This window comes from Pseudomonadota bacterium (assembly GCA_041395565.1).
Taxonomy (GTDB): Bacteria; Pseudomonadota; Gammaproteobacteria; order UBA9214; family UBA9214; genus UBA9214.
The window spans coordinates 29,815-42,560 of the sequence record JAWLAI010000011.1; the positions used below are offsets into that span (position 1 = coordinate 29,815).

Sequence of the window (12,746 nt, forward strand, 5' to 3'; positions counted from 1 at the left end):
AAGTCCGAATATCGGCTTAGAACGAGCACTTTGTTCTTAGGCATGGCGCACGAGCGATGAGATAGGGAATGTGCTGCAAGGTACCATGACCCACGAAAGTGAGTGCAACGCGGCATAAGGGCAAAAGGCGAGGTTATAAGGGGCCATAGCTCAGCTGGGAGAGCACCTGCTTTGCAAGCAGGGGGTCGTCGGTTCGATCCCGACTGGCTCCACCATACCGCAGCCTGGTCGTCAGTCCTGAGCAACCTGTCGAGGTTGTTCACGACTGATCACCGTAATCAGTACTGTTCTTTAACAATTCGGAAAGTTGTAAATAGGCGCGAGGCAAGCCCCTCTCAAGAGCTTGCCTCATAGAAACGAATTTGTGATGAATTCGTTTCGGGTATGTTACATTTGTAAACGAGTAACCAGTTAGTCAGCATATAACCTGTCGCAGCGATGAAACTTGCATTGCTACGACGAAGTCAAGGTTTGGCGCAGATCATGGTTTCGAGTGCAAGGTGCGCGATGAGCGAGGCCCAGGTGTACACATGTACATGAGGACCGAGCGAAGAGCTGGCACAATCGGAAACAGGATCAAGCATAAACGACTAGCAGGGTTATATGGTCAAGTGACTAAGCGCGCACGGTGGATGCCTAGGCAGTAGGAGGCGATGAAGGACGTAGTAGTCTGCGATAACTGGTGAGCTGACAAACAAGCTTTGACCCGGAGATTTCCGAATGGGGCAACCGGCACTTCTGGTGGTCATCCGTACCTGAATACATAGGGTGCGGAAGCGAACCCGGGGAACTGAAACATCTAAGTACCCGGAGGAAAAGAAATCAATTGAGATTCCCTTAGTAGCGGCGAGCGAACGGGGAGCAGCCCTTAAGCGGGCATTACTTTAGTCGAACGGTCTGGAAAGTCCGGCCATAGTGGGTGATAGCCCCGTAGGCAAAAGGATGTAATGCGTGAAATCGAGTAGGTCGGGACACGTGTTATCTTGACTGAATATGGGGGGACCATCCTCCAAGGCTAAATACTACCTACTGACCGATAGTGAACCAGTACCGTGAGGGAAAGGCGAAAAGAACCCCGGAGAGGGGAGTGAAATAGAACCTGAAACCGTGTGCGTACAAGCAGTGGGAGCCCCTTCGGGGGTGACTGCGTACCTTTTGTATAATGGGTCAGCGACTTACTTTCAGTGGCAAGGTTAACCGTGACAGGGGAGCCGTAGGGAAACCGAGTCTGAATAGGGCGATTGAGTCTCTGGGAGTAGACCCGAAACCGGGCGATCTATCCATGGCCAGGCTGAAGGTGGGGTAATGCCCACTGGAGGGCCGAACCGGGATCTGTTGAAAAAGATTCGGATGAGCTGTGGATGGGAGTGAAAGGCTAATCAAGCTCGGAGATAGCTGGTTCTCCTCGAAAGCTATTTAGGTAGCGCCTCGTGTATCACTTCCGGGGGTAGAGCACTGTTATGGCTAGGGGTCATCCCGACTTACCAAACCTGGCAAACTCCGAATACCGGAAAGTGCGAGCACGGAGACACACGGCGGGTGCTAACGTCCGTCGTGAAGGGAAACAACCCAGACCGCCAGCTAAGGTCCCCAAATCACAGCTCAGTGGGAAACGATGTGGGAAGGCCCAGACAGCCAGGAGGTTGGCTTAGAAGCAGCCATCCTTTAAAGAAAGCGTAATAGCTCACTGGTCGAGTCGGCCTGCGCGGAAGATTTAACGGGGCTTAAGCAGTGTACCGAAGCTGCGGATGCAGCTTGTTTGCATGGTAGAGGAGCGTTCTGTACGCCTGCGAAGGTGAACCGTAAGGTTTGCTGGAGGTATCAGAAGTGCGAATGCTGACATGAGTAACGATAATGCGGGTGAAAAACCACGCCAGCCAAAGTTTCCTGCGCAACGTTAATCGGCGCAGGGTGAGTCGGTACCTAAGGCGAGGCCGAAAGGCGTAGTCGATGGAAAACAGGTTAATATTCCTGTACCTGTTATTACTGCGATGAGGGGACGAAGGCTAGACCAGCCGGGTGTTGGATGTCCCGGTTCAAGCGAGTAGGGAGTGTTCCTAGGCAAATCCGGGGACACAATCCTGAGACGTGATAACGAGCTTCCATGTGAAGCGAAGTGGTTGATGCCATGCTTCCAGGAAAAGCCTCTAAGCTTCAGGTAATAACAGACCGTACCCCAAACCGACACAGGTGGGTGAGGAGAGAATCCTAAGGCGCTTGAGAGAACTCGGGTGAAGGAACTAGGCAAAATGGTACCGTAACTTCGGGAGAAGGTGCGCCCCTGACGGTGATGAGACTTGCTCTCTAAGCTGTTGGGGGTCGCAGAAACCAGGTGGCTGCGACTGTTTATCAAAAACACAGCACTCTGCAAACACGAAAGTGGACGTATAGGGTGTGACGCCTGCCCGGTGCCGGAAGGTTAATTGATGGGGTCAGCCGCAAGGCGAAGCTCTTGATCGAAGCCCCGGTAAACGGCGGCCGTAACTATAACGGTCCTAAGGTAGCGAAATTCCTTGTCGGGTAAGTTCCGACCTGCACGAATGGCGTAACATGGCTACACTGTCCACCAGAGACTCAGTGAAATTGAACTCGCTGTTAAGATGCAGCGTACCGCGGCTAGACGGAAAGACCCCGTGCACCTTTACTACAGCTTTGCATGAACTTTGAACCTGTTTGTGTAGGATAGGTGGGAGGCTTTGAAGCGGGACGCCAGTTCGCGTGGAGCCAACCTTGAAATACCACCCTGGTATGTTTGAGGTTCTAACTTAGGCCCGTTATCCGGGTCGGGGACAGTGTATGGTGGGTAGTTTGACTGGGGCGGTCTCCTCCCAAAGAGTAACGGAGGAGCGCGAAGGTACCCTCAGCGCGGTCGGACATCGCGCAATGAGTGCAAAGGCATAAGGGAGCTTAACTGCAGACTGACAGGTCGAGCAGGTGCGAAAGCAGGCTTTAGTGATCCGGTGGTTCTGCATGGAAGGGCCATCGCTCAACGGATAAAAGGTACGCCGGGGATAACAGGCTGATTCCTCCCAAGAGTCCATATCGACGGGGGAGTTTGGCACCTCGATGTCGGCTCATCACATCCTGGGGCTGTAGCCGGTCCCAAGGGTATGGCTGTTCGCCATTTAAAGTGGTACGCGAGCTGGGTTCAGAACGTCGTGAGACAGTTCGGTCCCTATCTGCCGTGGGCGTTGGAGATTTGAGAGGAGCTGCTCCTAGTACGAGAGGACCGGAGTGGACGATCCTCTGGTGTTCCGGTTGTCACGCCAGTGGCATTGCCGGGTAGCTATGATCGGACGGGATAACCGCTGAAAGCATCTAAGCGGGAAGCCCCCTCAAGATGAGATCTCACTGGGACCTCGAGTCCCCTGAAGGGCCGTTGAAGACTACGACGTTGATAGGCCGGATGTGGAAGCGTAGCAATGCGTGAAGCTAACCGGTACTAATTGCCCGTGAGGCTTGACCATATAACACCCAAGCAGTTGGTGTTATGACTGGTTACAGGCAACATACTTCGCCTTTACAACTTTTCGAAATTCATGAAGCGCGGTGCGGCTTGATTTGAAGCTGGATCCCGGAACACGTCCGGGACCTTTTGAATCGCTCCGCTCTTCAAAACGGTTTGCCTGGCGGCATTAGCAAGCGGGAACCACCCGATCCCATCCCGAACTCGGAAGTGAAACTGCTTAGCGCCGATGATAGTGTGGGGTTTCCCCATGTGAAAGTAGGTCACTGCCAGGCTTTTATTCTGAACCCCTGCAATCATGGATTGCAGGGGTTTTTATTTTGCAGACTCGAGACGGAGTGGAATTCCTGCCACCAGCAGCTGCAGCCCGCGCGCTGCCAGAACCTTCACCCGGGACGCCGGCAATCAGGTCCCGGGACTTGCAACTGTCGCCGATGGCCATATATTTTGTGGGTAACACTGCTGTAGAAAACGAGAATACTGGGTCAGACAGGCGTTGTTTCTGATGCGTGGCTGAAGTCAGCGACTCCAGAGCAGAAGCCCGGCTCTGGCCCCGGTTCTCAGCGTATGAATGTGCAGGAGTCCATTTTATGCCGACCTATGACTATCGCTGCGCCGCCAATGCGCGCGTCGTTGAAGTGAATCACCGTATGAACGAAACGCTCAGGACCTGGGGCGAATTGTGCGCGCAGGCCGGCATCGAGCCGGGGGATACCGCCGTCGATGCGCCGGTGGAACGCCTCGCCACCGGCGGTCAGGTCGTGCGCAGTTCGAGCCTGGGTGATGCGCCCGCGCCAGCCTGCAGCAGTGGTCCCTGCTGCGGTGGCGGTATGTGCGGCATGCAGTAAGCGTGCGTCGGCAGTCCCGCGGGGACGGCCGGTGTCATTCCAGCTTGTTTGACTGTATGCTTGCCGCGTGCAGCGGCAGGGCAGCTAGCGGGCGGGAGGTCCGGCTTGGTCGATGAAGAGACAAGGCCTGAGCAGGTCGTCGAAATCCAGTACCGCATTTCGAATGCGGACGGGCAGGTGCAGCGCTATACAATCCGACTGGACCGCCTGACCGCACGGCTGCTGAATACGCCACCCGCGAATCCGCCTGCATGGACCCGCCTGAACGTCTGCCAGTGCGAGAACTGTCCGCTGGATGTCGCCAACCATCCGCACTGCCCGCTGGCGCTCCAGGTGGCCCACGTCGTTGACGACTGGGCCAGCGCGTTTTCCTTCCTGACCGTCGACTACAGCGTCACTACCCAGGAACGGCAGTTCTCCGGGAACACCGAGGCGCGCAGGATTCTCGGCTCCCTGCTTGGCTTGATCATGGCTACGAGCGACTGCCCTCGCATGCAGTTCCTGCGACCGCTGGCGCGTTTTCATCTGCCGCTGGCCAGCCCCGAGGAAACCGCGTTCCGGGCGCTGTCAGCCTACCTGCTCGAACAGTATTTCCTCGCCCCGGAAAAAAAGTCGACCGAGACATTCGACAGTTTTATCGAGCGCTACACCGAACTCCAGACCGTCAATATCGGCCTGGCGGCGCGTATCAAGCAGGCGAGCCGGGAAGACGCCGTCATCGATGCCATGCTGGGGCTGGACCTGCTGGCGCACCGGGTGCCGTTTTTCGCCCGCGAAACCGTGGAATCGCTGCGTCCGCTGTTTGCCTTTCCGGCCTGCGAGGTCAGCTGATAGCGGGCGTCACGGCCAGCAGTACGGTTGCCGCTGTCTGTCCGGGGGGCCGGATCGCTTCCCTCCCTCCGCTGGCCTGCTGCAGGAAATACGCTGGCGCTAGCTGCCGGCCCCAACGCGGTTGCGCATCCCCCTGTCACGCCACTTTCCCCTGCAGCACAGCCTGAGCGCGCCAATCTGGCGTTGTGCGAGGTTGTGATCCCGCCGCCGGTTGGCAGATCAGTTTCGACCGCCGCGCGCCTGCTGCCTTCCGCCTGCGTCTCGATCCGGCTGCGCCGAAGACCGTTCTGCCGGGCAGATTCCGCTTGCAACTCATGCGCTTTCGAGCATTGCGGCAGTCTCATGGACGGGCCGCAGCGGCCGGCCCGGCGTGGGCCCGGCCGCTCGATTGCGCCGGAGTGCGCCTGATGCATAGGCATGCGTCTATGCTGCGTCTAAGAAAAATCGATTAGTAATGATTCAACGCCCTGCCTAGACTTTTTTTCATATTCACACTTGATGACTGATTCACTCACCTGGATATGAAAGGAGTTGGCAATGGCCTCGAAATCATACGATGCAGGCGTTAAAGAATATCGCGATATGTACTGGACCCCGGACTACGTTCCGCTGGACACCGATCTGCTCGCCTGCTTCAAGTGTACCGGACAACCGGGCGTGCCGCGCGAGGAAGTCGCCGCTGCAGTCGCCGCCGAATCTTCCACGGGTACCTGGAGTACCGTGTGGTCGGAGCTGCTGACCGACCTCGAATACTACAAGGGTCGTGCCTACCGCATCGAGGATGTGCCGGGCGATTCCGAATCTTTCTATGCCTTCGTGGCCTATCCCATCGACCTGTTCGAAGAGGGATCAGTCGTGAACGTGCTGACGTCGCTGGTCGGCAATGTTTTCGGATTCAAGGCCTTGCGCCACCTGCGTCTGGAGGATATCCGCTTCCCGATTGCCTTCATCAAGACCTGTGGCGGCCCGCCGGCCGGCATCCAGGTCGAGCGCGACCGTCTCAACAAGTACGGGCGCCCGATGCTGGGCTGCACCATCAAGCCGAAACTCGGCCTGTCGGCGAAGAACTACGGCCGTGCCGTGTATGAATGTCTGCGCGGCGGTCTGGACCTGACCAAGGACGACGAGAACGTCAACTCGCAGCCGTTCATGCGCTGGCGCGATCGCTTCGAGTTCGTCGCCGAGGCGATCCAGAAGGCCGAGCAGGAAACCGGCGAGCGCAAAGGTCATTACCTGAACGTGACCGCGGCCACGCCGGAAGACATGTACGAGCGCGCCGAGTTCGCCAAGGAACTCCGCATGCCGATCATCATGCATGACTTCCTGACCGGTGGTTTCACGGCGAATACCGGCCTGGCCAACTGGTGCCGCAAGAACGGCATGCTGCTGCACATCCATCGTGCGATGCACGCGGTGATCGACCGTCATCCGAAGCACGGTATCCACTTCCGTGTGCTCGCCAAGTGTCTGCGCCTGTCCGGCGGCGATCACCTGCACACCGGTACCGTGGTCGGCAAGCTCGAGGGCGATCGCGCATCGACCCTGGGCTTCGTCGACCAGCTGCGCGAATCCTTCGTTCCGGAAGACCGTTCACGCGGTGTCTTCTTCGACCAGGACTGGGGTTCCATGCCGGGCGTATTCGCGGTCGCCTCCGGCGGTATCCATGTCTGGCACATGCCGGCACTGGTCACCATCTTCGGCGATGACTCGGTGTTGCAGTTCGGCGGTGGCACGCAGGGTCACCCCTGGGGCAACGCGGCCGGTGCCGCAGCCAACCGCGTCGCCCTGGAGGCCAGCGTCAAGGCGCGCAACCAGGGGCGCGAGATCGAGAAGGAGGCGCGCGACATCCTAACCGAGGCCGCGCGCTACAGCCCCGAGCTGGCGATCGCCATGGAGACCTGGAAGGAGATCAAGTTCGAGTTCGAGACCGTTGACAAGCTGGACGTCTCCTGAGCAGTGGAACCCGAGAACGCGGAATTTTGACAAACACAGAGGATAGTTTCATGTCCATGAACAATCAGCAGATGGGTGATTTCCAAACTTCACAGACCCTGGAGACCTTCGGTTTCCTGCCCAAATTCAGCCAGGATGAAGTCTACGACCAGATCGCCTACCTGGTCTCCCAGGGCCTGACGCCGGCCATCGAGCATGAGCATCCGGGCGCTTCGGCCAACCATTACTGGACCATGTGGAAGCTGCCGATGTTCGGCGAGCAGGATCCCGTGCGCGTCATGGAAGAGCTGGAGAACTGCCGCCGCAACTACCCGGATCATCACGTCCGTCTGATCGGGTATGACAACTACACCCAGAGCCAGGGCCTGTCGTTCGTCGTCTTCGAGGGACGAGTCGACGGCCGGTGACTGCCGGCAGGGATACGGCGATCAGGTAACCGATAAAGGCATCGATCAACCACAACGGTAAAAAAGGCGGAACTCAGCATGGCACACGTTGCGATGGCAAACTCAGGTAACGGTCGGTCGGTTGCGCTGGAGCGGCGCAAGGCCCTGTCCAGTGGCGGCAAGGCGGCGTTGCAGGGCAACGCCGGCGGCGCCGTGCAGTCAGGCAGCCCGCAGTCTGCCGGCGCTGCGTCAGCCGCAACGGCCCGACCCGCAGCGGGTACGCCTGCCCGAAGCCAGGGTGGCAGCGCCCGGTCAGCCTCGCTGGCGCGCCGCAAGGCAATGTCCAGTCGTGGCAAGACGGCGGTGCAGGGCCATGACCGTATCCGTACCGGTACCCGCCAGCAACCGGAGCAGTCCGGGGCGCGCAGCGCCGCTGCGGCGCCGCAGCGGGATTGCGGCTGTGGCTGTGGCAGTTCCGGCAAGGCCGGGTCGGCCGGGCCTGATGTGAAAGAGGCAACTTCCGGTACCGCAACCCGGTCGGCCCGCGCCCGCATGATCCGACGCCCGCAGACTGCTTCCGGCACCGCCAAGGTGGCCGCGCTGGCGCGTCGCAAGGCGTTGTCCACGCGCGGCAAGGCCGGTATGGCCGACAGCACGATGAGTGCGGCCCAGGCGGTGCGGGCCGGCAACCCGAAACTGTCCGGGCGTGAGCTGGCACAGGTGCTGCGCGAGCAGCGCAGCCGCCGCGGCAATGCCGGCCAGAAAAAAGCCGCGCCCAGCGGCCGGCAGCGCAAGCGGCCTGAGCCCGGCGTGGGTGCCGCGCAGGATGCGCCGTGGAAGGTCGGGGCCAGCCAGACCAGCAGCGGGCAGACCGTGACCGGTACCATGGTCGGACGCAATAACACGATGACCGGTGACGAACCGAGTACCTGCCGCACGATTACCGGTACCGAGTACCTGGGCGCCGACATCTTCACCAAGTTCTGCCAGAGCGACGCGAAGGCGACAACCGCGCGCAAGGTCAGCGTGACCACGACCTCGCATGGCAATGCGATCAGCGGTAACCGTATGGGACGCGCTAGCAATGTCACCGGCAACGAACCGGGCACCTGCAAGCGCGTGACGGGCGCGGAATATGTCGGTGCAGAGCAGACGCAGGGCTACTGCGGCGAGCTTGCCAGGAAGACGCCGCGCAAGGTCTCGATGGCGGAGACCATGAAGGGCAAACCGGTCACCGGCAACAACGTCGGTCGCAGCGAGAAGGTCACCGGTGACGAGTACGGCATGCGCCGGCTGCTCACAGGGACCCAGTACAGCCAGCCGGCCGATATCGGTAGTGCGCCGGCCAAGGTCGGCAGCAGCGGCACGCTGCGCGGCGGCAGTGTCACCGGCACCATGATCGGACGCCGTGACCGCATGACCGGAGACGAAGCCGGCAGCTGCCGCAACGTGACCGGCGATGATTACGTCGGTAAGGAACAATACAGCGGATTCTGCCAGTCGACGCCGCAACCGCAGGATCGCAAGGTCGGAGTCTCGCAGACCCTGCAGGGTCTCGCGGTGACCGGCAGCCTGGCCGGACGTTCGCGTCGTGTCACCGGCGATGAACCCGGTACCTGCAAATCGGTGACCGGGACGCCTTACGCAGGCAGTGACCAGTACCGGGAATACTGCGAGCCGCAACAGGCAGCCGCTGCGCAGGCGCGCCTGCAGCCGGCCGCCCGGACCTGGGGCAAGCCCATGACGGGCCAGCAACCGGGCATCGGCGGCACGTTGACCGGCGCCGGCAAGGGTGCCTGCGAACCGGTCAGCGGCACGCCCTACGTTGGCGCCGACCAGGTGGCAGCGGCGTGTCCGGCGCTTGCGGCGGAGCCGGGCAGCCCCGACTTTCCGCAGTCGCTGGGACCGACGCCGTGGGGTGACTTCAGCGTCAAGCCACCCGCCCATGCCGCGCGTTACGACATGAGTCCGCAGAACGTCACCGGCACGCATTATGAAACCGGACACATCACCGGTCCGTTCGGCATGGCGGCCGGCAAGGTCACCGGTACCGAACAGGCCAGATTCGACCGGCCGCAGGCCGAGACCGTCGCCATGCCGGCCACCGCCGGCAGTATCGACGGTCGCGTCAAGTCGCGCATTACCGGCGAAGGCATGGATGCCGGGCCCAGGATCACCGGTGATGACTGGGAGCGCGGTGATCACGTCACCGGCACGGAAGGTGCCTCTGCGACACGTCGGAATCCGACCCGGCGCGGCGGACCGATGAGCATGATGCAGGCGCGTGCGGACATGCAGCGCCCCGAGCAGGTGCCGGCTCCGGTCAGCAAGGTCACCGGGGGCAGCGGCAACACGGAAAAGGGCGCATTAATCACCTACTCAGGTGGTGCGCGCGGCTGAGTGCAGGGTAACGGGATACGGATACAGAGATGCTGCGTACGGTACGACAATCCCAGCAGGGCAACCGCGGTGCCGGTACGGCGCCCCTGCGCCGACCGGGTGCGGTGGCCAGTCAGTCCGCGCTGAGGCAGCAGCCTGGCGCGCGCGAGCACGGGGTGCAGCGCGACCGTGCGCCGGCCGGCGTCGTCCGCGGCAGGCCAGCTGCCGCCCGGCATCCGCTGTGCCGCCAGGACGTCAATGCGCAACTGGCGCAGTACGAGGATGCTGTCAAGCAGGCCTTCGATGCAATCGTGCCGACACTGAAGCAGATCTCCGCGCTCCAGCACGAGGCCGATTTCGAGGCGCGCGCCCGGCGCATAGCACGTGACGGTCTCGGCTTCGAACTGCCGCCCGCCATCCTCGCCGCTGCCTGGGTGGAACAGCTGGATATGCGCCGCCTGTTCGCCTGGTGCGTGTTCCAGACCTACAGCCGCTTCTGCAACGATTTCTTCGGCGCGAGGCCCACCGGTGCCGCCGAGGAGTTCGAGGAGTTCCTGCGGTCCTGCGGCTTTCACAGCATGGACATCTCACCCTGCGCGGACGGGCGCCTGGCGCACCTGGTGCGCTACGTACTGCGGCTGTCGCCACGCGCGGTGCGGCGCAAATCCTACGCTGGCGCGATGTTCGACGTGGACGACAGTGTGCGGAAATGGACGGAGGTCGAACTGCGGCGTTACCGGGAAGGCAAGCCCAACGCCGCGGACGCACCGACGCGTTACCTGAAACTGGCCGTCTACCATTTCAGTTCCGGTGCGCCCGAGCGCGAAGGTTGCGCCGCGCACGGCTCGGACACCGCGCAGGCGGCGCAGGCCGCGCTGGATCGCCTCATTGCGTTCCGGCAGGCGATCGAAAACAGTTACTGCTGCGGTGCATCGATCGACCTGTTGCTGATCGGCCTCGATACCGACTGCGATGCCATCCGCATCCATGTGCCGGATGAGACCGGTGAAATGGCGCTCGAACGCCATATCGATTCGCAGCGCCTCTATGACGAGACCGCGAAGCTGAGCGCAGCGGCCGCGGCCGGCAGTATCGAGGACGCGGTCCGGAGCTGCTCGCCCGGCGTCGCGGCTGGCATGGCGAACCTGATCGTACGCCTGGTCGAGAACAACCTGTCGCAGATTGACTATGTCCGCGCTCGCCATGGTGTCGCCTATCCCGATATCGGCCATGCCGAGCGCTTCATCGGTGCCGGCGTCGGGTTCGAGGATGTCCAGTTGCGCAACCTGATGTACTTCGCCTATCTCGACACCGTCGAGGACGGCGCCGCGGATATCGACGTCGGGATCAGGATCTTCAAGGGCCTGAATGTCAGGCACGGTCTGCCGGTACCGGTGGTGGTGCGCTTCGATTACCACGGCGTTGTACCCGGTGCCCGCGACCGGGCGGTACAACACTGCGGTCGCGTCGCGCAGGCATTGACCACACGCTACGCGGATCTGCATGCCAAGGGCCTGCTGCACGTGTTGCAGGCGGTGCGTGACTGCGACACGGCCGCAGCGCTGGAAATCATTGCCTGTTCAGTGGATCAACCCGAAACGGAGGCACACTGATGAAGATCTGCCAGATCGAGCGGCCTCTGGTAGCGACCAACCGCATACCCGGCCTGGAACACCGCCACCTGCAGGTGGTGAAGGACGGCAGCAGTACCGCCGTGGCGGTCGATGCCGTGGGCTGCAAGCCGGGAGACTGGGTGATCTGTGTCGGCAGCTCCGCGGCGCGCGAAGCGGCCGGCAGCAAGGAATACCCGAGCGATCTCACCATCGTCGGCATCATCGACCATTGGCCACCGGGCGGCACTACCCCGGAAGGGGCGACGTGATGGAGATTTTGCAGGTGGAATCGGCACTGGTGTGTACGCGTCGCGTCGATGGTCTGCATGCGAAGAGCCTGCGGGTGCTGCGCTCGAAGAACGGCGTCAGGCAGGTTGCCGTCGATCCGATCGGCGCCAGGCCCGGTAACTGGGTGTTCACCGTCATGGGTTCGGCGGCACGCTACGCGGCGGGGGATTTCGATGTGCACACCGATCTGACCATTGGCGGAATCATCGATTACTGGGAGCCGGAAGCACAGGATACGGCGGTCAATGGCAAACAGGATTAAAGAAAATTCGTTAACCAATACTCGCAACAGGAGATACGAAGATGGCAAGTGAAAACTACGGCATAGCACTGGGTATGATCGAAACCCGCGGTCTGGTGCCAGCGATCGAGGCGGCGGATGCCATGACCAAGGCCGCCGAGGTGCGGCTCATCAGTCGGGAATATGTGGGTGGCGGTTATGTCACCGTCATGGTGCGGGGCGAGACCGGCGCGGTCAATGCGGCGGTGCGCGCCGGCGCCGATGCCTGCGAACGGGTCGGCGACGGCCTGGTCGCAGCACACATCATCGCGCGTCCGCATCGTGAAGTGGAACCGGTACTCGGTAACAAGTGAGGCAGTGCGACCGTACAGTGGTCGTCATGATTGAAACGTTTTACTAATCTTGGAGACAAGACAATGGCTAATGAAAACTACGGTATTGCCCTGGGTATGATCGAAACGCGCGGTCTGGTACCTGCCATCGAGGCGGCGGATGCCATGACCAAGGCGGCGGAAGTGCGTCTGATCGGTCGCGAATTCGTCGGCGGCGGTTATGTCACCGTGCTGGTGCGTGGCGAGACCGGTGCGGTCAATGCGGCGGTGCGTGCCGGTGCCGATGCCTGCGAGCGGGTCGGCGACGGCTTGGTCGCGGCACACATCATTGCGCGTCCGCACCGCGAGGTCGAGCCGATCCTCCCGACCGGCGGCGAAACCTCCAGGGCGGCGGCGGCCTGAGCGGAAC

The 12,746-nt window shown here is 61.3% G+C and carries 10 protein-coding genes, 1 tRNA gene and 2 rRNA genes; all 13 read left to right on the plus strand.

What is annotated here, in order from left to right:
* Nucleotides 1–139 precede the first annotated feature (139 nt).
* The 13 genes from R3F42_16010 to R3F42_16070 all read left to right on the plus strand — a co-directional run bounded on the left by R3F42_16010 (nt 140) and on the right by R3F42_16070 (nt 12,739).
* Nucleotides 140–215: transfer RNA gene (locus tag R3F42_16010), tRNA-Ala, on the plus strand.
* Nucleotides 216–605: 390 nt separating this feature from the next.
* Nucleotides 606–3,467: ribosomal RNA gene (locus R3F42_16015) — 23S ribosomal RNA — on the plus strand.
* A 158-nt stretch (nt 3,468–3,625) separates the two neighbouring features.
* Nucleotides 3,626–3,741 (plus strand): 5S ribosomal RNA (gene rrf, locus R3F42_16020).
* Nucleotides 3,742–4,056: 315 nt separating this feature from the next.
* The gene (locus R3F42_16025) at nt 4,057–4,314 is read left to right on the plus strand and encodes a zinc ribbon domain-containing protein (protein ID MEZ5543522.1); all 258 of its coding nucleotides are present in this window, start codon (nt 4,057–4,059) and stop codon (nt 4,312–4,314) included.
* A gap of 105 nt (nt 4,315–4,419) precedes the next feature.
* Nucleotides 4,420–5,145, plus strand: a complete 726-nt coding sequence (locus R3F42_16030; protein MEZ5543523.1) for a hypothetical protein — start codon at nt 4,420–4,422, stop codon at nt 5,143–5,145.
* A 537-nt stretch (nt 5,146–5,682) separates the two neighbouring features.
* The gene (locus R3F42_16035; protein MEZ5543524.1) at nt 5,683–7,098 is read left to right on the plus strand and encodes a form I ribulose bisphosphate carboxylase large subunit; all 1,416 of its coding nucleotides are present in this window, start codon (nt 5,683–5,685) and stop codon (nt 7,096–7,098) included.
* Between the two features lie 50 nt (nt 7,099–7,148).
* Nucleotides 7,149–7,505, plus strand: a complete 357-nt coding sequence (locus R3F42_16040) for a ribulose bisphosphate carboxylase small subunit (protein MEZ5543525.1) — start codon at nt 7,149–7,151, stop codon at nt 7,503–7,505.
* A gap of 78 nt (nt 7,506–7,583) precedes the next feature.
* On the plus strand, nt 7,584–9,884 hold the full coding sequence (locus R3F42_16045; protein ID MEZ5543526.1) for a CsoS2 family carboxysome shell protein: 2,301 nt from the start codon (nt 7,584–7,586) through the stop codon (nt 9,882–9,884).
* Between the two features lie 29 nt (nt 9,885–9,913).
* The gene (locus R3F42_16050) at nt 9,914–11,476 is read left to right on the plus strand and encodes a carboxysome shell carbonic anhydrase (GenBank protein ID MEZ5543527.1); all 1,563 of its coding nucleotides are present in this window, start codon (nt 9,914–9,916) and stop codon (nt 11,474–11,476) included.
* The gene (locus tag R3F42_16055; protein MEZ5543528.1) at nt 11,476–11,745 is read left to right on the plus strand and encodes a carboxysome peptide A; all 270 of its coding nucleotides are present in this window, start codon (nt 11,476–11,478) and stop codon (nt 11,743–11,745) included. The genes R3F42_16050 and R3F42_16055 overlap by 1 nt, the downstream gene beginning before the upstream one ends.
* The gene (locus R3F42_16060; protein MEZ5543529.1) at nt 11,745–12,026 is read left to right on the plus strand and encodes a carboxysome peptide B; all 282 of its coding nucleotides are present in this window, start codon (nt 11,745–11,747) and stop codon (nt 12,024–12,026) included. Before R3F42_16055 ends, R3F42_16060 begins: the two co-directional genes overlap by 1 nt.
* Nucleotides 12,027–12,067: 41 nt before the next feature.
* Nucleotides 12,068–12,358 carry a BMC domain-containing protein gene (locus R3F42_16065; protein MEZ5543530.1) on the plus strand — a complete coding sequence of 97 codons (291 nt, stop codon included), beginning with the start codon at nt 12,068–12,070 and terminating at the stop codon, nt 12,356–12,358.
* Nucleotides 12,359–12,421: 63 nt separating this feature from the next.
* The gene (locus R3F42_16070; GenBank protein MEZ5543531.1) at nt 12,422–12,739 is read left to right on the plus strand and encodes a BMC domain-containing protein; all 318 of its coding nucleotides are present in this window, start codon (nt 12,422–12,424) and stop codon (nt 12,737–12,739) included.
* Nucleotides 12,740–12,746: the final 7 nt, after the last annotated feature.

Coding starts and splice junctions, on each gene's coding strand:
- R3F42_16025 (MEZ5543522.1), top strand. CDS start 4,057: ATGCCGACCTATGACTATCGCTGCGCCGCCAATGCGCGCGTCGTTGAA.
- R3F42_16035 (MEZ5543524.1), top strand. CDS start 5,683: ATGGCCTCGAAATCATACGATGCAGGCGTTAAAGAATATCGCGATATG.
- R3F42_16040 (MEZ5543525.1), top strand. CDS start 7,149: ATGTCCATGAACAATCAGCAGATGGGTGATTTCCAAACTTCACAGACC.
- R3F42_16045 (MEZ5543526.1), top strand. CDS start 7,584: ATGGCACACGTTGCGATGGCAAACTCAGGTAACGGTCGGTCGGTTGCG.
- R3F42_16050 (MEZ5543527.1), top strand. CDS start 9,914: ATGCTGCGTACGGTACGACAATCCCAGCAGGGCAACCGCGGTGCCGGT.
- R3F42_16055 (MEZ5543528.1), top strand. CDS start 11,476: ATGAAGATCTGCCAGATCGAGCGGCCTCTGGTAGCGACCAACCGCATA.
- R3F42_16060 (MEZ5543529.1), top strand. CDS start 11,745: ATGGAGATTTTGCAGGTGGAATCGGCACTGGTGTGTACGCGTCGCGTC.
- R3F42_16065 (MEZ5543530.1), top strand. CDS start 12,068: ATGGCAAGTGAAAACTACGGCATAGCACTGGGTATGATCGAAACCCGC.
- R3F42_16070 (MEZ5543531.1), top strand. CDS start 12,422: ATGGCTAATGAAAACTACGGTATTGCCCTGGGTATGATCGAAACGCGC.